The organism is Nocardioides sp. YR527, from assembly GCF_900101045.1.
Taxonomy (GTDB): Bacteria; Actinomycetota; Actinomycetes; order Propionibacteriales; family Nocardioidaceae; genus Nocardioides.
The window spans coordinates 87756-113215 of sequence record NZ_FNFN01000011.1 but is presented as its reverse complement, the minus strand read 5'-3'; the positions used below and the strand labels follow the sequence as shown (position 1 = coordinate 113215).

Annotated in this window: 23 protein-coding genes; 8 read left to right on the top strand and 15 right to left on the bottom strand. The window is 70.2% G+C overall.

Translation table 11 applies throughout. The features are described from left to right. Positions 1-2 precede the first annotated feature (2 nt). The 7 genes from BLT25_RS26815 to BLT25_RS26785 form a co-directional block, all read right to left on the bottom strand. Complete coding sequence (locus tag BLT25_RS26815; protein WP_091052474.1) at positions 3-293, bottom strand: ribosomal protein L7/L12; 291 nt, start codon at positions 291-293, stop codon at positions 3-5. 116 nt (positions 294-409) lie between these two features. Then, a complete protein-coding gene (locus tag BLT25_RS26810) occupies positions 410-907 on the bottom strand; it encodes a flavin reductase family protein (protein ID WP_091052473.1) in 498 nt (165 codons plus the stop codon). Further along, positions 904-2253, bottom strand: coding sequence for an MFS transporter (locus BLT25_RS26805; RefSeq protein ID WP_091052471.1), 1350 nt, complete (start codon positions 2251-2253; stop codon positions 904-906). The genes BLT25_RS26810 and BLT25_RS26805 overlap by 4 nt, the downstream gene beginning before the upstream one ends. Positions 2254-2262: 9 nt before the next feature. Next, positions 2263-3411, bottom strand: a complete 1149-nt coding sequence (locus BLT25_RS26800; RefSeq protein WP_091052469.1) for an LLM class flavin-dependent oxidoreductase — start codon at positions 3409-3411, stop codon at positions 2263-2265. Between the two features lie 40 nt (positions 3412-3451). After that, positions 3452-4675, bottom strand: coding sequence for an SfnB family sulfur acquisition oxidoreductase (locus BLT25_RS26795; protein WP_091052468.1), 1224 nt, complete (start codon positions 4673-4675; stop codon positions 3452-3454). Beyond that, positions 4672-5778, bottom strand: coding sequence for a dimethylsulfone monooxygenase SfnG (gene sfnG, locus BLT25_RS26790; RefSeq protein ID WP_091052466.1), 1107 nt, complete (start codon positions 5776-5778; stop codon positions 4672-4674). Before sfnG ends, BLT25_RS26795 begins: the two co-directional genes overlap by 4 nt. A 161-nt stretch (positions 5779-5939) precedes the next feature. Continuing rightward, positions 5940-7181: an acyl-CoA dehydrogenase family protein gene (locus BLT25_RS26785; RefSeq protein WP_091052464.1), complete on the bottom strand. Its 1242-nt coding sequence runs from the start codon at positions 7179-7181 to the stop codon at positions 5940-5942. Between the two features lie 145 nt (positions 7182-7326). Here BLT25_RS26785 and BLT25_RS26780 point away from each other — a divergent pair, with 145 nt between their 5' ends. Next, entirely contained in the window at positions 7327-8256 is a 930-nt protein-coding gene (locus BLT25_RS26780; protein ID WP_091052463.1) for a LysR family transcriptional regulator, read from the top strand. On the opposite strand, the gene hemE is transcribed toward BLT25_RS26780, so the two are convergent. Continuing rightward, positions 8235-9284, bottom strand: a complete 1050-nt coding sequence (gene hemE / locus BLT25_RS26775; RefSeq protein ID WP_091052461.1) for a uroporphyrinogen decarboxylase — start codon at positions 9282-9284, stop codon at positions 8235-8237. The genes BLT25_RS26780 and hemE overlap by 22 nt on opposite strands. Positions 9285-9354: 70 nt before the next feature. On the opposite strand from hemE, the gene BLT25_RS26770 reads away from it, so the two are divergent. Both BLT25_RS26770 and BLT25_RS26765 read left to right on the top strand, forming a co-directional pair. Then, on the top strand, positions 9355-9993 hold the full coding sequence (locus BLT25_RS26770; RefSeq protein ID WP_091052459.1) for a DUF3000 domain-containing protein: 639 nt from the start codon (positions 9355-9357) through the stop codon (positions 9991-9993). Continuing rightward, positions 9990-11255, top strand: a complete 1266-nt coding sequence (locus BLT25_RS26765; RefSeq protein WP_091052457.1) for an HRDC domain-containing protein — start codon at positions 9990-9992, stop codon at positions 11253-11255. The genes BLT25_RS26770 and BLT25_RS26765 overlap by 4 nt, the downstream gene beginning before the upstream one ends. Positions 11256-11391: 136 nt before the next feature. On the opposite strand, the gene BLT25_RS26760 is transcribed toward BLT25_RS26765, so the two are convergent. The 4 genes from BLT25_RS26760 to hrpA all read right to left on the bottom strand — a co-directional run bounded on the left by BLT25_RS26760 (position 11392) and on the right by hrpA (position 17998). Continuing rightward, positions 11392-12753: an ABC transporter substrate-binding protein gene (locus BLT25_RS26760; RefSeq protein ID WP_176884309.1), complete on the bottom strand. Its 1362-nt coding sequence runs from the start codon at positions 12751-12753 to the stop codon at positions 11392-11394. Positions 12754-12873: 120 nt separating this feature from the next. Beyond that, on the bottom strand, positions 12874-13275 hold the full coding sequence (locus BLT25_RS26755) for a type II toxin-antitoxin system PemK/MazF family toxin (RefSeq protein ID WP_091052454.1): 402 nt from the start codon (positions 13273-13275) through the stop codon (positions 12874-12876). Positions 13276-13462: 187 nt separating this feature from the next. After that, entirely contained in the window at positions 13463-14059 is a 597-nt protein-coding gene (locus BLT25_RS26750; protein WP_256328814.1) for a hypothetical protein, read from the bottom strand. 54 nt (positions 14060-14113) lie between these two features. Next, positions 14114-17998 carry an ATP-dependent RNA helicase HrpA gene (hrpA, locus tag BLT25_RS26745; protein ID WP_256328813.1) on the bottom strand — a complete coding sequence of 1295 codons (3885 nt, stop codon included), beginning with the start codon at positions 17996-17998 and terminating at the stop codon, positions 14114-14116. A 175-nt stretch (positions 17999-18173) separates the two neighbouring features. Between hrpA and BLT25_RS26740 the strand changes: the two genes are divergently transcribed. Both BLT25_RS26740 and BLT25_RS26735 read left to right on the top strand, forming a co-directional pair. Then, the gene (locus BLT25_RS26740) at positions 18174-19169 is read left to right on the top strand and encodes an alpha/beta hydrolase (protein ID WP_091052449.1); all 996 of its coding nucleotides are present in this window, start codon (positions 18174-18176) and stop codon (positions 19167-19169) included. A gap of 51 nt (positions 19170-19220) precedes the next feature. Then, positions 19221-20261, top strand: coding sequence for a helix-turn-helix domain-containing protein (locus tag BLT25_RS26735; protein WP_091052448.1), 1041 nt, complete (start codon positions 19221-19223; stop codon positions 20259-20261). Between the two features lie 37 nt (positions 20262-20298). On the opposite strand, the gene BLT25_RS26730 is transcribed toward BLT25_RS26735, so the two are convergent. Both BLT25_RS26730 and BLT25_RS26725 read right to left on the bottom strand, forming a co-directional pair. Next, complete coding sequence (locus BLT25_RS26730) at positions 20299-20775, bottom strand: hypothetical protein (RefSeq protein ID WP_091052446.1); 477 nt, start codon at positions 20773-20775, stop codon at positions 20299-20301. A 116-nt stretch (positions 20776-20891) separates the two neighbouring features. After that, positions 20892-21887, bottom strand: coding sequence for an ArsR/SmtB family transcription factor (locus tag BLT25_RS26725; RefSeq protein WP_176884306.1), 996 nt, complete (start codon positions 21885-21887; stop codon positions 20892-20894). A 109-nt stretch (positions 21888-21996) separates the two neighbouring features. Here BLT25_RS26725 and BLT25_RS26720 point away from each other — a divergent pair, with 109 nt between their 5' ends. The 3 genes from BLT25_RS26720 (at position 21997) to BLT25_RS26710 (ending at position 24182) form a co-directional block, all read left to right on the top strand. Then, positions 21997-22188 carry a hypothetical protein gene (locus BLT25_RS26720; protein ID WP_091052443.1) on the top strand — a complete coding sequence of 64 codons (192 nt, stop codon included), beginning with the start codon at positions 21997-21999 and terminating at the stop codon, positions 22186-22188. 87 nt (positions 22189-22275) lie between these two features. Then, positions 22276-23547, top strand: coding sequence for a citrate synthase (locus BLT25_RS26715; protein WP_256328812.1), 1272 nt, complete (start codon positions 22276-22278; stop codon positions 23545-23547). Between the two features lie 11 nt (positions 23548-23558). Beyond that, entirely contained in the window at positions 23559-24182 is a 624-nt protein-coding gene (locus BLT25_RS26710) for an HAD-IA family hydrolase (protein ID WP_256328811.1), read from the top strand. Here the strand turns inward: BLT25_RS26710 and BLT25_RS26705 are convergent. Further along, positions 24179-25411, bottom strand: coding sequence for an MFS transporter (locus BLT25_RS26705; protein ID WP_091052439.1), 1233 nt, complete (start codon positions 25409-25411; stop codon positions 24179-24181). The two genes, BLT25_RS26710 and BLT25_RS26705, sit on opposite strands and share 4 nt — an antisense overlap. Positions 25412-25460 lie beyond the last annotated feature (49 nt).

Genomic DNA, 25460 nt, shown 5'->3' with positions numbered 1-25460 from the left:
CGTCAGGTGAGCTGCTCCACCGCGCGCTTGGCCTCGGCCAGCCCGACCCCGGTCGCCTCCCGGTAGACCTTGATCGCCTCGATCTTCTTGCCCGCGCGCACCAGCGCCACCACCTCGTCCTGACGTGGCAACGGCGGCTCCTCCACCCCCGCGTGCTTCAGGAGCAGATCGACCTTGTCCTCGAGCCGGTTCAGCCGGCGGGTGAGGTCCGTCCGCGTCTTGGTCGCCGACGACTCGATCACGAAGTAGAGCAGGATCAGACCGAAGAGAGCGATGGCTCCGAAGGTATCCACACCCGGACTCTAGTGCCGAGGCGTCAGCCCCGTCGGCCGAGTTGGCACCGGGATGCCGTCTCGACCGACGTACGTGACGCCTCGGCCGACGGGGGTGACGCCTCGGCAGGGTGGGGTCAGCCGGCGAGCCGGCCGAAGTTGGAGCGGTGGAAGACGAGCGGGCGGCCGGCGCCGTGGTCGGCGGCGTGGAGCTGGAGGAGTACGACGATGTGGTCGCCGGCCTCGACCTCGCGGTAGACGGTGCAGTCGAACTGGGCCAGGCCCTCGTCCAACGTCAGCGCCCCGTCGCGGGATGCGCTGACGACCAACCCGTCGAAGCGGGAGTCGACCGGGCCGGCGAGCTGGCGGCAGACCTCGCCGTGGTGCTCGGCGAGCACGGTGACGCCCAGGTGCGAGGAGCGCCGCAGGTCGGGCCACGTCTTCGAGGTCCGGGCCACCGAGAAGGAGACCAGCGGCGGGTCCAGGGACACCGAGGTGAACGACGAAGCGGCCAGACCGACGGGGCGTCCGTCGACGACCGCGGCGACCGCCACCACCCCGCTGGGGAAGACCCCGAAGGCCTGCCGGAGCGCGGCCGGGTCGAGATCCTGATTCGTACGCAGCGGACTCGTCATCGCGCCACCACCTCTCTCGCGGGCGCTGCCCGCGCCTCGTCCACCGCCGTGTCCCGCAGCCTCTCGCCACGGGTCTCCGGCAGCAGCCACATGCAGGTCAGGCTGATCACGGCGACCACGACGTTGTAGCCGGCCACCCACCACAGCGAGCGGTCATCGGAGAGTGCCACCAGGGCAGCCGCGATCAGCGGCGTCAGCCCGGAGGCCACCACTCCTGAGATCTGGTAGAGCGCGTTGAGCGCGGAGAAGCGGTAGCGGGTGTCGAACAGCTCGCTCCAGAACGCCGCCAGCGGCCCGTAGACGGTGCCGTAGACCAGGCCCAGCCCACCGACGAAGGCCGCCACCGACGGCACCACCGCGCCGGACTGCACCGCGGCCGCGACCGGGAAGGCGATCACCAGCCCCAGCACGGCCCCGACCGTGTAGACCGGCCGTCGTCCGAACCGGTCGCTCAGCGCTCCGGAGACGACGGTCATGACCACACCCAGCAGCGCACCGGCCATGATCGCGTTGAGCACCACCGACCGGCTCAGCCCGGCGTCCGACACCGCGTAGGAGAGCAGGAAGACCGAGTAGAGGTTGTAGGTGAACCCCTCCACGAACCGGGTCCCCATCCCGAGCAGCAGCGTGCGCGGCTGACGCCGGAAGAGCTCGGCGACCGGCAGCTTGGAGACCTTCTTCTCGGCCTGCACCTCCTGGAACGAAGGCGTCTCCATGATCGAGAGCCGGATCCAGGCGCCGATGGCGAGCAGCACGATCGAGATCAGGAAGCAGACCCGCCATCCCCACGCCAGGAACGCAGCGTCGGGCAGCTGGGAGGCGATCGCGAACGCACCTGAGGCGAGCACCAGCCCGCCAGGGACGCCGATGTGCGCGAAGCTGCCGTAGAGCCCACGGCGCCCGGCCGGGGCGTACTCGGTGGCCAGCAGCACCGCGCCGCCGTACTCACCGCCGACGCCGATCCCCTGCAGGATCCGGAGCACCACGAGCGCGATCGGGGCGAGCACCCCGATGGAGTCGTACGTCGGGAGCAGCCCGACCAGCGAGGTGCCCACCCCCATGATCACGAGCGTCCAGATCAGCATGGTCTTGCGGCCGATCCGGTCGCCGAAGTGCCCGAAGATCAGGCCGCCGACGGGGCGGGCCAGGAACCCGACGGCGAAGGTGCCGAAGGAGGCGAAGGTCGCGGCGGTGCCGCTGAGCCCGTTGAAGTAGAGCTTGTCGAAGACGAGGCCGGCGGCGGTGCCGTAGAGGAAGAAGTCGTACCACTCGATGGTGGCGCCGACCGAGGCCGCGAGCGCGACCCGCTTCGGGTTGGCTGTGCCCGTGGGGGAGACAGCAGACATGAGGACCTCCTACTGGGCCGCGGCGCCGAAGGGCACCGCCGCCCCTCGGCCGGCAACGGGGGCGGGGTGGGACCACAGGCCCCGGCGGGCGAGCTCGGGCAGGACGCCCTCGCCGAACCAGTAGGACTCCTCCAGGTGCGGGTAGCCGGAGAGCACGTACTCGGTGATCCCCACCGCGTGGTAGGCCTCGATCAGGTCCGCGATCTCGGTGTAGGACCCGACCAGCGCGGTCCCGGCACCACCGCGGACCAGCCCGACGCCGGCCCACAGGTTGGGGTGGATCTCGAGCCCGTCACGCGAGCCCTGGTTGAGCTCCAGCATCCGTCGCTGACCCTCCGAGGCGCTGCGGGAGAGCCCCGCCTGGACGCGCTCGATGTCCTCGTCGGAGATGTTCTCCAGCAGCCGGTCGGCCTCCGCCCAGGCGGCCGACGACGTCTCGCGGGCGATCGAGTGCAGCCGGATCCCGAAGCGGAGCTCGCGCCCGCGGTCGGCGGCCAGCTTCTTCACTCGTGCGATCTTCTCCGCCACCGCGGTCGGCGGCTCGCCCCAGGTCAGGTAGACGTCGGCATGCTCTGCGGCGACCTCCAGCGCGGCCGGCGAGGAGCCGCCGAAGTAGACGTCCGGGACCGGCGTGGGCCGCTGCTCCAGGCGCGCGTTCTCGACCGAGAGATGCTTCCCGGAGAAGGTCACCGTCTCGCCCGCCCAGAGCCGGCGGACGATGTGCAGGAACTCCCCGCACCGCTCGTACCGCTCGTCCTTGGCCAGGAAGTCGCCGTACATCCGCTGCTCGTGGTCCTCACCGCCGGTGACGACGTTGAGGAGCAGCCGCTGCCCGGACAGGTTCTGGAAGGTGCCGGCCATCTGCGCGGCCAGGTAGGGCGAGACCGAGTCCGGCCGGAAGGCGACCAGGAACTTCAGCCGCTCCGAAAGGGAGCTGAGCATCGCGGTCGTCACCCAGGCGTCCTCGCACCACGCGCCTGTCGGCGTCAGCGCCGCCTCGAAGCCGAGCTGCTCGGCGCTGCGCGCGATCTGGCCGAGATAGGGCACCGTCGCCGGACGGCCCGCCGCCAGCGCACTGACGCCGTGACCGCCGCCGATCACGTGACGGCCGTCGCCGCCGTTGGTCGGGAGGAACCAGTGGAACTTGAGGGAACTCATCGCTGCCTTTCGCGTGGGATGTGTGGGGGATGCGGGGAGGTCAGATCTGCCCGTGCCGAGGCGGCGGGGTGCGGTCGACGGCCCAGCGCCCGAGGTGCTGGACCTTCCAGGCCACCGGGTCGTGGAGGGTGTGGGTGCGTGCGTTGCGCCAGTGGCGGTCGAGGTTGGTGGACGTCAGAGCCGACCGGGCGCCGGAGACCTCGAGCAGCCGGCTGGTGACGTCGACCGACACCTTCGCGGTCGACGCGCGGGCGGCCGCCACCGCCAGGCTCGCCTCCGCGGCCGACTCGGCGGTGAGATCCGCGTCGGCCTCGTCGACGCGTCGGCCCGCTTCGGCGAGGAGCGCCTCGGCGCTGCGTACGGCCAGCTCCATCTCGCCGAAGGCGTGGACGACCAGCGGGTCCTGCGCGGCCGTCTCGACCCCGGCGAGTGCGACGGCGTCGGCGTAGGGGCGGGACTTGGTGCGTACGAACTCGGAGGCCTCGTCCAGAGCCCGCCGGGCGATCCCGGCGTCGATGGCCGCGTGGAGCAGCTGGGCGAAGGCGCCGTAGGTCGTCGGCACGTCGAACGCGACCGCGAACGGCGTCACCCAATCGTCTGCTACGGGAACGTTTGTGAAGCGAACTGTTCCGGAACCAGTCGTACGCTGCCCCACGGCGTCCCAGTCGTCGACGATCTCGACGCCGGGAGTCTCCGTACGGACCCACGCCACCTGCAGCGGCCCGTCGACGTCACGCCGCGCGAGCACGGCGAGGTAGTCGGCGAAGAGCGAGCCGGTGCAGTAGAACTTCTCGCCGTTCAGCAGCCACTCCCCCTCCTGCCGGGCAGGCGTGAGAGTCGTGCGGATGTCCCGCACGTGCTTGGTCCCGAACTCCGACTGCGCGTTGGCGACCAGGGCCCCGGCCCGCACCTCGCTGTAGATCCGCTGCGCCAGGTCACGGGTGCCGTTCAGCCGGAGCTGGTTGAGACGGAGCCCATTGAGCATGGTGAAGTGGCTGTGCGGGACCTGGCCGACGTTGGGATCACCCCACGAGACCAGCCGGAACACCTCCGCCACGGTCGTGGCAGGGAGCGCCGGACCGCCGAACTCGAGCGGGACGGTGAGCGCACCGAGCCCGGCGGCGGCGTACGCCTTGACCTGGTCGTAGGGCAGCGCCCTGACCCGGTCGCGTCCACCGTCGCCGAGCGCGAGCTCGTCGGCCAGCCGCCGGGCCACCAGCGGTGCGGTCTCGGCATCGAGCCGGGCGATCTCCGTCGCGCTCAAGCCACAGGCTCCAGCTGCTGCGCCTCGAGCTCGCGCACGATCGGGAGGACGCGTCGGCCGAAGTACTCCACGTCCTCGAGGTAGTGCAGGAAGCCGCCGAGGATCAGGTCGGCTCCGGCCCGCTTGAGCTCCACGATCCGTTCCGCGACCTGCTCCGGCGTGCCGATCAGCCCGGTCCGGAAGCCGTCGTTGTACTGCACCAGGTCCTCGAAGCTGGAGTCCTGCCACATCCCGGTCTTGTCGCCGGTCGACTGCCCGGCCTGCTTGACCGCGGACCCGAAGCCCTCGACCGCCTCGCGGTCGGCCTTGTCGATGATCTCCCTGAGGGTGTCGCGCGCCTCCTTCTCGGTGTCGCGGGCGACGATGAAGCCGTTGATCCCGAACCGGACCCGACGACCGAGCGGCTCGGCGACCGCGTTGACGTCGGCGATCTGCGCGGCAAGGCCCTCGGGGGTGTTGCCGTTGGCGAAGTACCAGTCCGAGACACGGCCGGCCATCGCCTTCGCGTCGGAGGAGTTGCCGCCCTGGAAGATCTCCGGGTGCGGCCGGCCCTCGCCGGCCAGCGGCTTCGGCTTCAGGTCGAAGTCGTGCAGCCGGTAGAAGTCGCCGTTCAGCTCGGCGGAGTCGGAGGTCCAGATCTCGCGCAGGTAGCGGATGAACTCCTCCGAGCGGCGGTAGCGCTCGCCGTGCTCGAGCCATGGCTCACCGAGCTGGGTGAACTCGTCCTTGAACCAGCCGCTGACCACGTTGACGGCCGCGCGGCCGCCGGAGAGGTGGTCCGCGGTGGCCAGGAACTTGGCGAGCACGCCGGGCTGCCACAGCCCCGGGTGGACCGCGGCGATCACCTTGAGCCGCTCGGTGGCCAGCAGCAGCGCGAGGGAGAACGAGGTGGACTCGTGCTGGTAGGCCGCGCCGTAGGAGGCCATGTAGCGCACCTGGGAGAGGGCGTACTCGAAGCCGTTGTTCTCGGCCAGCTGCGCGAGCTTCTTGTTGTAGTCGTAGCTCCAGTCGGTGCGCTGCTCGATCTTGCTCACCACCAGGCCGCCACTGACGTTGGGCACCCAGTAGGCGAACTTCAGGGGCTCGGTTGCCGGTGAAGTCATGCTGGTCTCCTCGGTTCGTTAATGTCTATTAAACTTATCTGATTAAACAGAAGACGGGACCGGATCTCCCGATGTGGACCACCGGAAGACCCGATCCCGTGATAGGTGCCGCCTATCAGGCAGCGACAGGGCGAGAGGCCCTGCTGATCACCGCAGGCGGCTCACGTGTACCAGGTCGGCGCGGGGATCTCGCCGAGCAGCGCGTAGCGGCCCACCTCGGCCCGCTTGTGCGCCACCGGGTCGTGCAGCGAGTGCGTCCGGATGTTGCGCCAGAAGATGTCCAGGCCGACCTTGTTGGACGTCGCCCGGGCGCCGGTGAGGTCGTAGACCTTGGTGCCGATCTCGAGGCCGGCGTCGATCGCGACCTGCTTGGCCGCGGCGATCACGACCGCCGCCTCGCCGCGCTCCTGCTCGGTGACCTCGTCGGCGTGCGCGTTGATCGCCTCGATCAGGCCCGCGGCCCGCTCGGCCAGCGCCTGAGCAGCCCACAGCTTCGAGGTGAGGTCGCCGTACGTCTCCTGGATGTAGAACTCCTCGCTCCCCTTCTCCTTGACGTCACCGGCATAGGGCCAGGCGCGGGTCGTGTCGCGGGTGTAGGTCGCGGCGGTCGTCAGCGCGCCCTCGGCGATGCCGAGGTAGAAGTTGGTGAAGATCAGCTGGATGATCGGCACGTTGAGCGTGTTGTAGACCCGCGGGACGAACTCGTACGTCCCGTCCGCCTGCTTCACGTAACCGGCCGCCGACTCCCAGGGGACCCGCACGCCGTTGATCTCGACGGCGCCGGACTCGGTGAGCCGCTGGCCGAGGTTGTCCCAGTCGCCGGCGAAGACGATGGCCTCCTGCTGGGTCGGGACGATCGCGAAGACATGCTTCTCCGTGCCTTCGATGACCCCCTCGAGCACGGTCAGGTCGGAGATCCGTCCGCCGGTCGAGAACGACTTGCGGCCGGTGAAGACGAGCTCGTCGCCCTCGACCCTGATCACCAGGTCGTCGTCGCGCGGGTTGACCGCGCCGCCGAAGAAGAAGTTGTTCTCGGTGTAGAGCTGCTCGACGGCGGCGACCTGCTCCGGGGTGCCGACCAGCCGTGCCGCCCAGGCCCACAGGTAGTGGTAGCCGAGCAGCTGCCCGATCGAGCCGTCGCCGGCAGCCACCGCGCGGATCACGCGCAGCGCGGTCGTCCAGTCCTGGCCGGCGCCGCCGTGCTCGGCAGGGCCGAGCAGGGTGACCAGGCCGCTCTCCTTGAGCAGGTTCACCTCGTACGTCGGGACCTGGTTGGCCCGGTCGCGGGCGACCGCGTCCACGGAGAGCCTGGTGGCCACCTCGCGGGCACGGTCGACCCAGCCCTCCGGGGTCGTGGGTGCCGCGCCGAACTCCGCGGCGTTGCGTACAGCTTCGGTTGTCATCGCGCCCTCTCGGTCTTGCGTCGTGGAAGTCGTTCTTCTTAGTTGACTAAATTAGTAGAGAATGGGCGCGAGGGTGCTGGCCGGACGCCAGTGATCACCGATCACCCGCTCGGGATGACCGATCACCGAACGACGAGAGGACAGCGTGAGGATCGAGCAGCTGGAGTACATCGCGGCCGTGACCCAGTACGGCTCGCTGCGCCGCGCGAGCGAGCAGCTCCACATCTCCCAGCCTGCCCTGAGCGAGGCGATCACCAAGCTCGAGCGCGAGCTCGGCGTGACCCTGCTCGACCGGCGCCGCGCCGGCGCCCGGATCAGCCGCGAGGGTCAGGAGCTGCTGCACTCGATGTCGGACGTCCTGGAGGCCGTCGACCGGCTCCGTCTGGCCGCCGGCGACCAGCACGCCGGGGTCAGCTCGGTGCGGGTCGGCACGGTCCACGCCGGCACCTCGACGGTGCTGCTACCGACGCTGCGTCGCTTCAGCGAGGAGCATCCACGCACGAGCGTCGAGGTCCGCACCATGGTGCAGGAGGACATCTACCTCGCCCTGGTCGAGGGCACGATCGACATCGGCCTGGTCAACCTGCTCGACGGCGACGACCTGCCGCCGACGGTCGAAGGCACCGTGCTCCTCCACGGACGGCCGATCGTGGTGCTGCCCGCGGACCACCCGCTCGCGTCCCGCGACGAGATCACCGTCGAGGAGCTCCGCGAGGAGCCGTTCGTCGGCATGCGCTCGGGCTACCTGATGTATCGCTTCGCCCACCGCGTCTTCGGTCGCGACCTCCCCCACCACTGGCACGCCACCGACGGCGCCGAGATGGGCAAGATGATGGTCGGCGAGGGCCTCGGACTGACCCTGCTGCCCGACTACAGCGTCGTCGGCGACCCGCGCGAGACCGGCGGGCACATCACCGTACGTCCCCTCGCCGGAGACCGCTCCCGGGTGACGATGGTCGCGGTGCGACGGCACAACGCACGTACGACCTCGGGAGCGCGCAGCCTCCTCGACCTGCTCGCCGAGACGGCCGCCCGCGCTCGACCCTCTCGCGCTCAGCCCTCGGCCGGCTCGTAGCTCTGCACGAACTCGGTGAGCCGGGCGAGCTGGTCGGGGTCGGTGCTCGGGATGACGCCGTGGCCGAGGTTGAAGACGTGGCTCTTGGCGCGACGCCCGGTCTCGATGATCTTCCCGGCCTGCTCGAGCATCACCTCGGTGGGCGCGAAGACGAGGGCGGGGTCGAGGTTGCCCTGGACTCCGAACTCGTCGCCGAGCTGGGTGATCGCCCAGTCCAGCGGCGTACGCCAGTCGACGCCGACGACCTCGGCACCGGCGCTGCCCATCAGCGGAAGGAGCATGGCCGAGTTGACGCCGAAGTGGATCCGCGGGACACCGAGCTCGCCGATCCGGGTCATCACCTGGGTGGAGTAGGGCAGCACGTGGCGCTCGTAGTCGGCGGGCGTGCATGCACCGGCCCAGGAGTCGAAGAGCTGCACCGCGGAGGCACCCGCACGGACCTGGACCTCCAGGAACGCGCCGGAGATCCCGGCAATCTTGCGCATCAGGGCGTCCCACACGTCGGGGGCACCGAACATGAGCGCCTTGGTCTTGGCGTACTCCTTCGACGGGCCACCCTCGACCAGGTAGGAGGCCACGGTGAACGGGGCGCCGGCGAAGCCGATCAGGGGCGTCCCACCGTTGATCGAGGCCAGCTCGCCGGTGAGGTTCTGGACGGCCTCGGTGATGTAGGTGACGTGCTCCGGCGTCAGGTCCGGGATCGCCTCCACGTCGGCCAGGGTGCGGACCGGTTTCGCGATCACCGGGCCGACACCGGGCTTGATGTCGAGGTCGACACCGACCGCCTTCAGGGGCAGCACGATGTCGGAGAAGAAGATGGCCGCGTCGACACCGTAGCGGCGTACGGGCTGGAGGGTGATCTCGGTGATCAGCTCGGCGTTCTGGCAGGACTCGAGCATGCCGATGCCCTCGCGGACCTTCAGGTATTCGGGCAGCGACCGTCCGGCCTGGCGCATGAACCACACCGGCGTACGGCTCGGCTTTTCTCCGGCGAGTGCCTGCAGGAACGGGGAGGATGCGAGGGCCACCTGGCAATGGTCCCATCCGGTGCGGCGTGTACGCACATCGCGAATCGCGCAGAAGACATACCCTGTTCACATGGTCGTCCGTGGAGAGTCGCGTCCCGCCGCGGGACCGGAGAGCGGTCCAGCCGTGTTCCGGTCCGCCGCGGAAGGAATGCGCGCCGCGACCTTCCGGCCCGAGGTGCTGGCCGAGGAGATGCCGGCGCCGCAGCGGATCGCTCCGTACGCCGCGGCGCTGTCGGCAGATGTGACCGTCGGCGACGTCGACGTGGCGACCGGACGGCTGATCCTGCTGCACGACCCCGACGGCAACGACGCCTGGGGCACGGTGCACGGACTGCCTGGCACGTTCCGCCTGGTGGCCTACGCGCGGGCCGATATCGACGTCGAGCACATCAGCGACCCGCTGCTGGGTGAGGTCGGCTGGTCCTGGCTCCTCGACGCACTGTCCGGTCACGGCGCCTCGCACGTCGCCGCCGCCGGCACCGTGACCCGCGTCGCCACCGAGTCCTACGGCGGGATGGCCGACGAGGACGGCACCGCCCAGATCGAGATCCGTGCCTCCTGGACGCCGGTGGGGACGGCCTCGGGCGACCTTGACCTGCGACCACACACCGAAGCCTGGGGCGAGCTGCTCTGCACGGCCGCGGGGCTCCCTCCGGTGCCGGAGGGCGTCACCGTCATGCCGAGCCGGCGAGGGCAGCGAGGCGCGTGATCGAAGAGAACACCGAGGCCGAGACGGGGCCGGACACACCAGAAGATGCTGCTCCGGCCCCACTGTTGACCCTGCGCGACGGGCTGCCTCCGGTGACCGACACCGACGAGGGCCTGGTCAAGGCCGCCGCGGCCATCGCCGCCGGCTCGGGCCCGGTCGGGATCGATGCCGAGCGCGCCTCGGGCTACCGCTACTCCAACCGCGCCTACCTGATCCAGCTGCGCCGCGAAGGCTCCGGGATCTGGCTGATCGACCCGATCGAGCTGACCACGATGCAGCCGCTGATCGACGCCCTCGAGGGCACCGACTGGATCCTGCACGCCGCCACCCAGGACCTTCCCTGTCTCAGCGACCTCGGCCTGCACCCCTCCGTCCTGTTCGACACCGAGCTCGCCGGCCGGCTGCTGGGCTATCCACGCGTCGGGCTCGGCACCCTGGTCGAGACGGTGCTGGGCTTCACCATGCTCAAGGAACACTCCGCGGCCGACTGGTCGACCCGGCCGCTGCCGGACGCCTGGCTGGAGTACGCCGCGCTCGACGTCGAGGTGCTCGTCGAGCTGCGCGACGCGCTGGCTGACGAGCTCGTCGCGCAGGGCAAGGACACCTGGGCCCGCCAGGAGTTCGACTGGCTGCGCGGGTTCGAGGCGCCGGTGCGTACCGATGCCTGGCGACGCACCTCCGGCATGCACCGCGTCCGCGGCCGCCGCGGCCTGGCCGCGGTGCGTGAGCTGTGGACCGAGCGTGACCGGATCGCGCAGCAGCGCGACGTCACCCCGAGCCGGATCATTCCCGACGCCGCGATCGTCGCCGCCGCGCAGGACCTCCCGCAGGACAAGGCCGCGCTGCTCGGGCTGAAGGGCTTCCACGGCCGAGGCGCCGAGCGCTACGCGACCTCCTGGGTGAAGGCGCTCAACCGCGCGGTCACGATGGAGGAGGACGAGCTCCCGGTGCGGTCGCCGCGCTCGGACGGCCCTCCCCCGCCCCGCGCCTGGGCCGACAAGGACCCCGTGGCCGCCCGTCGGCTCACGCTGGCGCGTGAGTCCGTCAACGCCCTCGCCGAGGCGCGCAACCTGCCCGCCGAGAACCTGCTCACTCCCGACTTCCTGCGCCGCGCCATGTGGACGCCCCCGAAGACCCGCGACCCCGGCGCCCTGCTCGACGGCATCATCGAGATCCTCTCCGGCTTCGGCGCCCGCGGCTGGCAGATCGCCCTCACCGCCCCGCTCCTCACCGACGCAGTCCTCCACGCCGAGGCGAACTGAGCGAGGCGTCACCCCCGCAGGCCGAGGCGTCACGTACGTCGGCCGAAGCGTCACCAAGGACGGCCGAAGCGGCATCGCCGTGACGGCTCGACCGACCGGGCCGACTTCTCGACCGACGTACGTGACGCCTCGGCAGCTAAGAGCTGGGCGAGATGGAGGGGGACGGGGAGGCCGGCGGCGTGGGCTGGGGGAAGACGGTCTTGGAGAGCTCGTCGATCTGGACCGCGTAGCCCTCGACCTGCTCGGGCTCGGCGACCGCGAACGAGCCTCGGACGGCGACGGCGGCGACCTTCTGGAGCTGGGCGAGCTGGGTGGCCTCGGGGAGGACCTGCATGTCGCGCACGGTGTCGGTGAAGATCCGGGCGTTCTTGGGGTTGCGCTCGGGCTGGGTGAAGACCGGGGCGTAGCCGACCTCGGAGTTGACCGGCACGAAGTGGCCGGTGCGGACCATCTTCACGACCGACTCGGTCGAGATGAGGTAGGTGAGGAAGTCGGCGGTGGCGTCGGGGTCGGCGGTCTCCGAGCCCATGCACAGTCCGGCGTAGTCGCCGGTGGTGCCGTTGCCACCCGGCATCGGCATCACGTCCCACTCCGTCGCGTCGGTCGCCCGAAGGTCCGAGACCAGCGAACGGTCACCGGCCAGCGCCACCAGGCGACCCTGCTTGAAGGCCTGGAACGGGGTGCGCCCGTTGAGCTCCTTCGCGGTGGCCAGCACGTTGGGCTGGGTCAACGCCTCGACCAGATCCTCGTACGCCCCGGCCGAGTCCTCCAGCGCGGTGGACGTCGGCACCAGCGGGTCGTCGAAGAGGGTCGCGCCGGCACCGGCGAGCCAGGGCATCAGCGCGGAGAGGTTCTGCTCCACGTAGGTGCCGCGGACACCCTTGTGGTGCTCGGTGGCGTAGGTCATCGCCGAGCTGAACTGCTCGAGGGTCCAGCCACGCAGGGAGCCGTCGGCCCGGACGCTGGGGGTCGGGAGGCCCTCCTCCTTCATGGCGTCGAAGTCGATCAGACCGGTGTTGACGTAGACGACCTGCGGCGAGACCGAGTAGGGCATGCACTCGAGGCGGCGCTCGACGGAGAAGTCCTCCATCGCCTCGCGGGAGTACTTGTCCCCGAAGTCGACGTTGCGGGCCTCGAGCAGGGTGTCGACGGGCTGGATCCGCTTGTCCTCGGCGAACATCGCGACGTCGGCACGCGGGGTGAGCACCACGTCGACCTTCTCGCCGCTGTTGACCGCCGCGGTGAGCTGGTCGGCGGTCGGCCAGGACTTCACCTCGACGGTGACGTTCGGGACGCCTTGGGTGTATTCGGCGGCCAGCTGCTTGTAGGTGTCGACCAGCGTCTTGTGGCCAGAGACCCCGAAGACGAGCTTCACCTTGGCCGGCGCCTTCGTCGCGGCGCTCGGCGAGGGCTTCGAGGCCGGCTCACCACCGCAGGCGACGAGGGACGCCGAGAGAACCGCCACCAGAAGCGCCGTTGCCAGCCGCGTGCGCCGCACCATTTCCTCCATCTCAACACCAGGACCGGGTCTGTGATGGAACCACAGACCCGGTTTACCAGCGATTCACTTTACGATACGTACCTGGACACTTCCTGAGAAGGAGGCTCCAGAACCGCCTCAGGCGAGGTGCTCGCGTGCGGCCTTGATCACATCATCGAAGATCTCCTTGGCCAGCGCATCGCCCTCACGGCGTACGTCGGCGGGGTCCATCCGGATCAGCCGGTCCAGACGAACCTCCGAGGGCCGGCCCTCGCGATCCCAGCCGCCGGTGCCGACATCCATCCAGTGCCGACCGTACCGGGCCTCCTGGGCCTCGTCACGATCGTGGTCCTTGCTGGTCAGCATCAGGCAGAGAAGTACGTCGGCCTTCTGCCCGATCACGAGAACCGGTCGGTCCTTGCCCTGGGTCTCGTCGTCCTCGTAGGGCACCCACCCCCAGACGACCTCGCCGGGATCGGCGTTGCCGTCGCCGATCTCGGGGTCGTAGGAGATGGCGCTCGCGCGCTGGTCGTCAGTCATCTCAGCTCCAGAGAAAAGTAAAGAACACGCCGGACCGGGAGCGCCTCACGGCGCAAGGCCGCTCGAAGCGGCTGAAGTTGGGACCCGGGGCTGCCGCAGCCCGACGTGTTCGGGCACCAGTGTAACGGTGCGGCCAACCTCAGCCACATCAAAGCGAGCAGGAGGCTACCGCACCGGCGGGGCGACCTCAGGTCAGCCGCTGCTCCAGCTCGGCATGTCCCGCGGCCTCGAGCTGTTCGGAGAGCTGCAGCATGTTGCGTACGTCCTTGGCGGCCGCGTCCGGGTCCAGGGCCGCCCGGCCGGCGGCGATGACGCGGGAGAACGCCGCGGCGCGGAGGAGAACCACGGCGAAGTCGCTGCCGGCGATGCCGCGCAGCACCTCGTCGACCATCGCCTTGAGCTCCTCCGGGCCTGGGGGCTCCGCGACACCGGCCACGACCTGCGCGACCTGCGCCTTCGCCCGGCCGGCGTCGAACTCGCGCGCGGCGCCGACCGGGTCGGCGTAGACCCAGCTGCGGAGCAGGAAGAGCCGCCACAGGCAGCCGGCCAGCGACTCGGCCGGCGAGTTCGACCAGACCTCCGCGATCGTCTCGATGCCCTCGGACTCGGCCAGATGGAGGATCCGCTCGGCGACCGCGGGGTCGTCGCTGTCCCGGGCCCCACGGACGAGCGCCGTCGCCGCCGCGTCGGCCGCCTCCTGCACCAGGGCAGGGTCGTCGCCCCCGAGGAGGGAGTCGAAGAAGCCGTCCCCGGGACGCATCGGCGAATGAAACTCTCTGGGCATCCCTACGAGCGTAGCCATCGTCGCCGTCGGACGCATCCTGACCGGACGGGTCGGTCAGCCGAGCAGCTTGCGGATCCGGGCGTCGGAGACCTTCTCGGCGGTGCCGAGATGCTGGGCCCAGAGCTGGACGCGGTACTCCTCGAGCATCCACCGCACCTGCCGCAGCCGCGGCCCGGGCGGCCGGCCCTCGGCCAGCGCCTCGACCTGGTGCAGATACGCGTCCTGGAGCGACGCGATCCGGTCGTGGGTCGTCCGGTCGGCGCGCAGGTCGGCGTCGAGCTTGCGGCGGCGTTCGACGATGGCCTTCAGATAGGTCGGATACCGCCGGATCTGCTGGGTGCCCGCCTCCGCGACGAACCCACGGTGCACCAGCCGGGCGAGCTGGTCCTTCATGTCGGTCAGCGCGGGAAGCTGGAACATGTCGGCCCGGCCGGAGAGCGCCTTGTCGGTCTCGCGATAGGCCTCGAGCGCCCGCATCACGTCGGCCAGGACCGCCCGGACGGCCGCGACCAGGTCGGCCGGCGTGCCGGCGGCGGCCAGGACTGCGGCGTACGTCTCCTGGGTCCGCGGCAGCGGACGGGCGTCGACCACCTGGCGGACGACGGCGGCGCGGCAGTCCTCCATGAGCTCGGCGGCGCTGGGGTAGGGCGACCCGGCCAGGGCGAGCTTCTCCATGGTGGAGAGCCCGTCGACGACCTGCTTGGTGACGTCGGGCAGCGCCAGGAGCAGCAGACGTACGACACCGAGACGGTGACGAGCCTCGGCCTCCTCGGCGGATCCGGCGACGACGAGACCGACCGTCGCGCCCTCGTCGGAGAGGCACGGGAAGACGGTGACCTCGTGCCCGGCGCGCTTCTCCGTCACCGTGGCCTCGATCGCCCCGAAGACCCACGAGGTCTCGCCGGTGCGGGTGTGGCCGGCCGAGGCGGCGACCTCGGCGATCGCGGCCTCGAACTCGCCCTCGAGCGGGGCCTTGAGCGCGTCCAGGTCCTTGCCGCGGGCCGTCTCGCGACCGTCCTCGCCGACGACCCGGTAGGTCGGCCGCAGGTGCTCGGGCACCTTCTCCCAGTCCCAGGCCTCGCGGGGGATGTGCACGCCAGCGGTCGAGCGCGCCCAGCGCTCCAGGGCGATCAGCAGCGGCTCCTCCCCCGGCGGCGTCTCCTTCAGGAACGCGCGCGCCTTGTCGGGCGCCGGCACGAAGCTGACCCGCAGCGGCTTGGGCAGCGACCGGATCAGCGCGGTCACCAGCTCCTCCCGCAACCCCGGCACCAGCCAGGAGAAGTCGTCGGCGCCGACGCGGTTCAGCGTCGCCACCGGCACATCGATCGTCAGGCCGTCGTCAGCCGCACCCGGTTCGAACTGGTAGCTCAGCGAGAAGGTGAGCGGCCCTGCGTCCCACTCGGCCGGGAAGTCGCTCTCGGTCACCTCACCGGCGGCGTCGTTGGTGAGCATCGAGAGATCGAAGGCGAGCAGATCCGGACTCTCCCGGCGCGCTGACTTCCACCACTGGTCGAAGTGGGCACCCGAGACGATGTCGGCCGGAAGCCGGCGGTCGTAGAAGTCGAAGAGGGCGTGCTCGTCGACCACGATGTCGCGGCGCCGGGCGCGGTGCTCGAGCTCCTCGGCCTCCTCCATCAGCTTCGCGTTGTCGCGGAGGAAGCGGTGATTCGTACGCCACTCCCCGTAGACCAGCGCGTGCCGGATGAAGAGCTCACGGGAGAGCTCGGGATCGATCTTGCCGAAGGCGACGGGACGGTCGGCGACCAGCGGCACGCCGTAGAGGGTCACCTTCTCCCGCGCCATCACCGAGGCCCGCTTCTGCGACCACACAGGCTCGGAGTAGGTGCGTTTGACCAGGTCACGGCCGAGTCGCTCGGCCCACTCGGGCTTGATCGAGGCGTTCTGCCGGGCCCAGAGCCGGGAGGTCTCCACCAGCTCCGCGGACATCACGAACTGCGGGTTCTTCCGGTGCAGGACCGAGCCCGGGAAGATCGCGAACTTCGCCCCGCGGGCGCCCTCGTACTCCCGCGGCCCCGGCCGCCGCCGGTCGCGCCCCGCAGCGGCGTCGGCCTTCTTGTCCCGCTCCTCCAGCGCCCCGATGTGCGAGAGCAGCCCCGAGAGCAGCGCCTGGTGGATGCCGTCGGCGTCGTAGACCGCCTTGTCGCCACTGTCCTCGGCGCTGTCCTCGGCGCAGGCCTCGATGACGTCGCGGTGTCCCTTGCCGAGGTCGATCTTCATCTCCCGGCACACCTGGCGCAGCTGCGACTCCAGGTCCTGCCACTCCCGGACGCGTACGTAGTGCAGGAACTCCCGCTTGCACAGCCGCCGGAACGCGCTGGAGGAGAGCTCGTGCTGCTGCTGCTTCAGATAGCGCCACAGGTTGAGCCAGGTCAGGAAGTCGGAGGTCTCGTCCTTGAACCGGGCGTGCAGCTGGTCGGCCTGCGCCTGCTCCTTGGGGTGGTCCTGCCCCGGCCGCTCGCGCGGGTCCTGGAGCGAGAGCGCGGCGGCGACGACGATGACGTCGCGTACGCAGCCGAGCCGCTCGGCCTCGAGCACCATCCGCGCCAGCCGCGGGTCGATCGGCAGCCTGGCGAGCCGACGGCCCAGCTTGGTCAGCCGCTGCCCGCGCATCGCGCCGAGCTCCTCGAGGAGCTGTACGCCGGCGGTGATGTTGCGCCGGTCCGGCGCCTCCACGAACGGGAACCGGGCGATGTCGCCCAGCCCGAGGGAGGCCATCTGGAGAATGACCGAAGCGAGGTTGGTGCGGAGGATCTCGGGGTCGGTGAACTCCGGGCGTCCCTCGAAGTCCTCCTCGGAGTAGAGCCGGATCGCGATGCCCGCCTCGACCCGCCCCGTACGTCCCGACCGCTGGTTGGCCGAGGCCTGTGAGATCGGCTCGATGGGCAGCCGCTGCACCTTGGTGCGGGCGGAGTAGCGGGAGATGCGCGCGACACCGGTGTCGACGACGTACTTGATCCCGGGGACCGTCAGCGAGGTCTCGGCGACGTTGGTCGCGAGCACGATCCGACGGCCGGTGTGGGGCGAGAAGACCCGGTGCTGGTCGGCGGCCGAGAGCCGGGAGAAGAGCGGGACGATCTCCACGAGACCGGTCGAGGGGCGGCCGCGGTTCAGCCCCAGCGCATCGCCCAGGGCATCGGCGGCGTCGCGGATCTCCCGCTCACCCGGCAGGAAGACGAGGACGTCGCCCGGCCCCTCGGCCGAGAGCTCCTTGACCGCGTCGACGATGGCCTCGGTCTGGTCGCGGACGACGACCTCGCCCTCTTCGTCTTCCTCGGAGAGCTCCATCAGCGGCCGGTAGCGGACCTCGACCGGGTAGGTGCGCCCGGAGACCTCGATGATCGGCGCGGGCGCGCCCGTCCGCACATCCGAGAAGTGGGCCGCGAACCGCTCCGGATCGATCGTCGCCGAGGTGATGATCAGCTTCAGGTCCGGGCGTCGCGGCAGCAGCCGGCGCAGATAGCCCAGCAGGAAGTCGATGTTGAGCGACCGCTCGTGGGCCTCGTCGATGATGATCGTGTCGTACTTCCGCAGGTCGCGGTCGCGCTGCAGCTCGGCGAGCAGGATGCCGTCGGTCATCAGCTTGATCCGGGAGGCCTTGGATGACTTGTCCATGAACCGCACCTGGTAGCCGACCAGGTCCCCGAGCTCGGTGCCGAGCTCGGAGGCGATCCGCTCCGCCACCGACCGCGCCGCGATCCGGCGGGGCTGGGTGTGGCCGATCAACCCGGCCGACCCGCGCCCGAGCTCCAGGCAGATCTTGGGCAGCTGGGTCGTCTTCCCCGACCCGGTCTCACCGGCGACGATCACGACCTGGTGGTCACGGATGGCCGCCGCGATGTCCTCACGGCGCTGGGTGACCGGAAGCTCGGCGGGATAGGTGATCGCCACGGAGACGGCGGCAGGCTGGTCGGAGGACATGAGGTCACCCATTCTCCCCCGGCGTACCCCTCGACCGCACATCGGTTTCTCCCACCGCCCGGCCCGCCGGATGGCGGGAGGTGCCGGTGTGATTCCCGCCACAGGCCGGGTACCGTGTCCACCGGCACCGGGGGGAGGCTGGGTCCACCCCCAGCTCATGAAGGAGTGACCCCCGATGACCAGCGACCAGATCTTCCCCGACACCCCTACCCGACCACCGTTCGACGCCGAGCTGACCCCGGTGCTCGAGATGGTCCGCCAGCACCTCCCGGCCTTCACCGAGGAGAACCTGGCGGAGATGCGGCAGCAGACCGACGAGGGCTTCCCCGGCATGGAGCCGGTGGACCTGACCGTCGGCGGCGCCGTCCGGGTCGAGGAACGTCAGGTGCCCGGCCCCGAGGGCGCACCCGACATCACCCTGCTGATCCTGAGCCCCGCCGTCGAGGGTCCTGCGCGACCGGCGATCTACCACACCCACGGCGGCGGCATGATCATCGGCAACCGCCGCCTCGGCGTGGAGCCCTTCCTCTCGCAGGTCGCCGACGGCAACGCCGTGGTCGTCTCGGTGGAATACCGCCTCGCCCCGGAGCATCCCGACCCCGCGCCCGTGGAGGACTGCTACGCCGGCCTGGTCTGGACCGCCAAGAACGCGGCCGAGATCGGCGTCGACCCCGAGCGGATCCTGATCGCGGGCGCCAGCGCGGGTGGCGGCCTCGCGGCCGGCACCGCGCTGCTCGCCCGCGACCGCGCCTTCCCGAAGCTGACCCACCAGATCCTCATCTGCCCGATGCTCGACGACCGCTTCGAGACCCACAGCAGCCGCATGCTCGACGACGAGGGCGTGTGGGACCGCGGTGCCAACCTGTTCGGCTGGACCGCGCTGCTCGGCGATCGTCGAGGCGGCCCCGACGTCTCCCCGTACGCAGCTCCCGCACGCGCCGAGGACCTCACCGGTCTCCCCCGCACCTACATCGACACCGGCTCGGCGGAGACGTTCCGCGACGAGACGCTGTCCTACGCGCGGCGGCTCTCGGAGGCCGGTGTCAGCGTCGACCTCCACATGTGGGGCGGCGGCTTCCACGGGTTCGACATGATGGCCGGCCACGCCGCCGTCTCGCGCGCCTCGATCGCGACCCGCGACGAGTTCGTCCGCAGGGCGCTCGAGGGCTGATCCACTGGCCCGCTCGCCTCCGGTGGGCGAGAGTAGGCAGGGGAGGTTCAGGTGCGAGATCTGATCGGCAAGCTCGAGGTCGTCGATGACGACACGGCCAGTGCGCTGCGCGTCATCGACCACTTCGACCGCCTCGTGGACGAGCGGGCCTCGACCGCGGCGGTCGTACGCGCCGCCGCGGCCCTGGCCGGTTCCACCGCCGGCCTCCACGACGCCGCGAGGGCAGTGGTCAAACGGTTCACACCCGACGGCCGGACCCTGACCGGCAAGGACGCGGGCGAGTGGCGCCACGAGCCCGTCCCCGGCCAGCCCGGCTCCTGGCTCTGGCTGGAGCGTGCCGGCGACGACGGCCCGCTCGACGCGCTCATCCTCGAGCGGGCCGCCCGCGCGCTGCAGGCGCTCAGCACCGGCTCGTCCGATCCCTCGACCAGCGGGCTGGTCCGGATCGCGTGCGACCCCGATGCGACCGACGCGGACCGGCGTGACGCGGTCGCCCGGCTCGGCCTGACCGGGCCCGTCACCCTCGTCCTGAGCACCTCGGCCAACCTGCGCGCGACGCTGGTCAGCAGCGTCGGTGACCTGGTCGTCGCGCTGCTCCCCGGCACGCCCACCATCCCGGACGGCATCCGCGCAGGCGCGGCCGTCGCTCCCGACCCGCTCCGGCTGCCGACCGCGCTGGAGCAGGCGCGCACGGCCCTCAGGCTGGCCGCCGACGTCGGCGGTCTCGCGCCCGCCGTGGTCTGCTACGACGACCTCGGGGCACTCGCCGTCATCGCCGAGCGGATCAGTGCGGACGAAGCGGCGGCGGTGGGTGACGTACGCCGTCTGGAGGAGCTGCTCGCCGGCCATCCGTGGGTCGTGGACACGCTCCACGCGGTGCTCGACCAGCCGAGCCTGAGGCAGTCGGCCGCGCTGCTCCACGTGCACCACTCGACGCTGCAGGAGCGGCTGACCTGGCTGAGCGGTCAGCTCGGCTATGCCCCCATGAAGGGTCGGGGACGGCAGCGCGCGGCCGTCGCGGTGCTGCTGTGGCGGGTGGCTCACGGCACCGGCCAGGAGGCGGCGACGCAGAACGGGCGACCTCGAGGTTGAGATCGCCCGTCATGCTCGGCCTGCCGGCCCTATCGGGTCAGCAGACGTCGATGTAGTAGATCGGGTCCCAGCCGATGGGGCGCCGGCCGTGCTTCGCGACCGACCGCTCGTCCTTCAGCTCCGCACGCGAGCTGTTCAGGAAGCGTGTCACGGTTCCCTGGGTCTGGTTGTTCACGATCTCCGGGTACCCGGGGCTCTCGAGGAAAGCGGTCAGCGCATGCGTCTGGCACTGCCAGAACTGGAAGATCTTGTACGTGCCGCGAGTCGGGTCCCACACGTCGACACACAGTCGCTCAGACGGACAGCTGTAGTCGACCAGCCCGCGTGACTTGTAGATGACCTTCTCCGCCGCCGGCGAGACCGACGGCGACACCGCCGCCGCGACCACGCCCTCGGTCGTACCGGCGCCCTTCGCCGCCTTGTCCACGCTTCCGCCCTCCGCCGCGATGGCGCCGGAGGAGATGCTGGTGACCGCCATCGCGAGTGCCGCCGCGGCCAAGAATCGCTTGATCATGAGACTGCCTTTCAGATGAGGTTTTCCGATGAGATCGGATGTGGAGGAATGACCCTCCGAGGGTCCGATCAGGCAGCCCTTCTCCGAAACTTTTTTGGCGAGGGCCGAAAGGTGTATCAGGACGACGATGCCCCGCTCAGCACCTGAACCCCGAGCCTGGTGATCTCGTGACGGACCGAGTTGCCCTCGCGCCGGGTGGTGATGAGTCCGCCTTCGCGCAGGATGGTCGCCTGCTGGCTGGCGGAGCCGACCGAGATCTGGCAGCGGCGGGCCAGCTCACCGGTCGAGCACCCCGTGCGGACCGCTGCGAGCGCCGCGGCCCGGGTGCGCCCCAGCAGGGCGATCAGCGGCCGGTCAGGCGCCTCGCACGACTCCCCCGAGGCCGACTCGGCCGTGAGCCCGGTGGCCGGCTTGGCGGTGGGATAGACCAGCATCGGATCCGGACCGGGGTCGCACAGCTTGATGGGGGCCTCCGGCTCGCAGAAGTAGGACGGCTGGAGCAGGAGCCCGCGACCCTCGAGGTGCACCTCGGCGTCGGTGTAGTTGGCGATCTCCAGCACCGGCGCCCGCCAGCGACAGCCGGGAATGCCCGCCAGCACGGCCTCGAGGCCGCCACCGGACATCTGCAGGGCGCGCACCTGCCGGTCCGCCTCGACCACGGCCGTCAACGAGCTCCACACCGGCGCGATCGCGCCCTCGTGATAGATCGCCACCGCCCGCCCCAACGTACGCAGCGCCGATCCGTCCGCGCGACGCACGGCTTCGACCCACGGGGTCAGCCGGCGCTGGCTCGCCATGGCGGCGATCTGCGTGGAGATCGTGGACTTCGGCGTACGCAACGCGATCTCCATCCCGTCGCCGAACCCGTGCGCGCCGCCCGACGGCGTCATGAAATCCGGAGAGATGCCGCGCGGTGGCGCGATCTCGGCGAGCCGGCACACCACGTCTCGTGGCAGAGAGCGCAGCGTCTGCCTACGCCAGGGCATCAGCTCCACGGCACGCCCGCGCGTCTGGAGGACATGCAGGCTGAGCAGCACCTCCCAGAGCGCATCGGGTCGATCGGCGATCCTGACCCGAGCGAGATCCTCGTAGGTGAAGTGAATCCGCAGCATCACGTCCATGCTGCTCGGCCGGGCTGTCAGAAAACTGCCACCCCGGAATCCATGGCACATCGCAACCCACGGTCGCACTCCTTGAACAAGCCACCTAGATTATGTCCCCATGACCGGGGAGCCGAGCGAGACCGAGGTCCAGGATGCGTTGCGTGCGCTCCGAGGAGAGGACGACACCCTCAACGAGCGGTCGGTGCAGACCGCTCTCGACCTTCATCGGCTGCGCGATGCGCTGACCCGGTTCGGCGACGACGAGCCGTCCGGCGACACCAAACCGGCACGGGACAGGTTCCGACTCTGAGTCGAAATCGGCCAATGGGTGGGACGCCGAGTTACGTACGGGATTTCAAGAGGGTTACCGTTGCTGATCGTGACCGAATCTCTAACAGTGCGTGACAACCGCACCGGGGTGGAGTACGACATCCCGATCACCGACGGCACCATCCGCGCCGCCGACCTGGGGAAGATCAAGGCCAACGAGGACAACCCCGGCCTGGCAGTCTACGACCCCGGCTTCGTCAACACGGCCTCGTGCCGCTCCTCCGTCACCTATATCGACGGCGACAAGGGTGTGCTCGAGTATCGCGGCTATCCCATCGAGCAGCTCGCGGAGAAGTCCAACTTCCTCGAGGTCTCCTACCTCCTGGTCCACGGCGACCTGCCGACCAAGGAGGAGTACGACGCGTGGGTGCACGAGATCACCTACCACACGTTCGTGCACGAGAACATCAAGGAGTTCATGCAGGGCTTCCGCTATGACGCCCACCCGATGGGCATGCTCATGGCGTCGGTCGGTGCGATGTCGACGTTCTACCCGGACGCCGCGAACATCTCCGACCCCGACAACCGTCGCCTGCAGATCATCCGGCTGATCGCCAAGATGCCGACGCTCGGTGCCTGGGCGTTCCGGCACGCGCAGGGCAAGCCGTACGTCTACCCGGACAACGACCTGTCCTACACCGGCAACTTCCTCTCGATGCTCTTCAAGATGAGCGAGTCGAAGTACGCACCGGACGAGCGCATCGCCAAGGCGCTGGACACGCTCTTCATCCTGCACGCCGACCACGAGCAGAACGCCTCCGCCAACGCGGTGCGCTCGGTCGGCTCGACCCAGGTCGACCCCTACTCCTCGGTGGCCGCCGGCGTCGGCGCCCTCTTCGGCCCGCTCCACGGCGGCGCCAACGAGGCCGTGCTCCGGATGCTGCGCCGCATCGGCAAGGTCGAGAACATCCCCGCCTTCATCGAGGGCGTCAAGGCCGGCAACGAGCGGCTGATGGGCTTCGGTCACCGGGTCTACAAGAACTACGACCCGCGCGCGAAGCTGATCAAGCAGCAGGCCTACAACGTGTTCGAGGTGACCGGCACCAACCCGCTCCTCGACATCGCCCAGGAGCTGGAGAAGATCGCGCTGGAGGACGAGTACTTCGTCTCCCGCAAGCTCTACCCCAACGTCGACTTCTACTCCGGCCTGATCTACGAGGCCCTGGAGTTCCCGCCGGAGATGTTCACCGTGCTGTTCGCCATCGGGCGTACGCCGGGCTGGCTCTCCCAGTGGCTGGAGCTCGTCCAGGACAAGGAGCAGAAGATCGCCCGTCCGAAGCAGATCTACACCGGCGAGCGCGGACTCACCTTCGTCCCGCGCGACGTGCGTTGGGCGTGACGGTTCCCGACATGCCGACCCCGTCCACCGCTGTGGTGGATGGGGTCGTCTGGGATTTCGGGAACGTGCTGATCCGCTGGGACCCGCTCCCTGCGATCGCGGCGGGAGTCGGGGACGCCGATGCCCGCGCGTTCCTGGAGTCCTACGACTTCCGGTCGTGGAACCACGTCCAGGACGCCGGACGGACCTGGGCGCAGGCACTCGCCGCGCTCGAGGGCGACGCGCCCGAGTGGCTCAGCGCCGGAGCGGCGTACGTCGACAACTTCCCGCTCTCCATGCTGGGGCCGGTCCCCGGCACCCATGAGCTGGTCCGCGAGCTCGCCACTGTCGGGTTCCCCCAGCTCGGACTGACCAACTGGTCGGCCGAGCTCTATCCGCACGCTCCGGCGACGTACGACGTGATCGAGCTGCTCGGCGACGTCGTCGTCTCCGGTGAGGTGCGTCTGGCCAAGCCGGATCCGGCGATCTACGAGCTCGTCGCCGAGCGCGCCGGGATGCCGTTGGACCGGCTGGTGTTCATCGACGACAGCGCCGCCAACGTGGCCGCCGCCGCGGCGCTGGGCATGCACGCGATCCAGTTCACCGACGCCGAGCAGCTCCGCGGCGACCTGGTCGCGCTCGGCCTGCCGCTCTAGACCTGCTCGGGCGCTCGCTCGAGACGGCGTACGCCCGCGAACGAGATCGACATCAGGGCGCTGCCGGAGATCACCGCGGCGACCACGAGCAGCCAGGTGTCGAAGCCCACCGCGACGGCGACCGGGCCGACCAGCGCGAGCCCGAGCGGGCGGGCGACGAACGAGCCGACGATGTCGAAGGAGTAGACCCGGGAGAGCTTCTCCTCGGGGATCTCCTGCTGGATCGCGATCTGCCAGAAGATGTCGAAGACCTGCAGCCCGAACCCGTGCAGGAACGCGCCCACCAGGATCGGCCAGAGCGTGTCCGAGACCGCCATCGAGATCGGGAAGAGGCCGGTCATCGCGAGGAAGAACACCCCGACCGAGAGCAGCCGGCGTGGGCGGAACCTCAGGCAGAACAGGCCGCCGACGATGAAGCCCGCCATCAGCGCGGCCAGCGCGAAGCCCCACGACGCCCGGCCGATCCCCTCGCCGACCACGATCGGACCGAGCACGCTGTGAGCCCCCGACCAGAACAGGTGGTAGAGCAGCGCCTGCAGGATGAGGAACCACAGCCACGAGTGCCGCATCACCTCGCGGAATCCCTCGACGAGGTCGCCGAGCATCGAGGCCTTGTGGGGCGGTCGTTCATGAGGCACCCGCATGCCGGCGTAGGCGACGGCGGCGACGGCGAAGGTGAGCGCGTCGACGGTGATCGCCCAGCCGGGGCCGACGGCAGCGACGAGCACCCCGCCGAGGGCGTAGCCGATGGTCGACGCGGTGGTCTGGAGCAGCGAACGGAGCGAGACGGCGGCACCGAGATCCTCTGCCGGCACGACGACCTTGGTCATCGCCATCGCGGAGGGCTGGTTGAGCGCGGCGACGATGCCCGCGAGGCCACCCATCACCGCGATCGAGGGGATCGTCGCGATCCCGAGGATCACCGTCGCGGCCAGCGCACCGGCCACCACGGCACTGATCGCGGCCGTGCCCTCCATCATCACCTTGCGCGAGACCCGGTCGCCGAGCACTCCCCCGGCCAGCGTGGTCACCACCTGGCAGGTCGCGAAGACAGCCTCCACGATGCCCAGCTGGGTGACGGTCCCGCCGAGGTCGAGCACCGCGAACGCCAGCGCGATCGGCGTGATCGCGTTGCCCAGCGACGATGCCGCCGTCCCGGTCACGAGCCGCCGGAAGTTGCGGTGCCGCAGCGGCGAACGACGCTTGGTCGGCGTTGGCGTTGTGGTCATGCCCGGAATCTACTTCGCTGGCGAACTATTCGCCAGCGAATTACCGGTG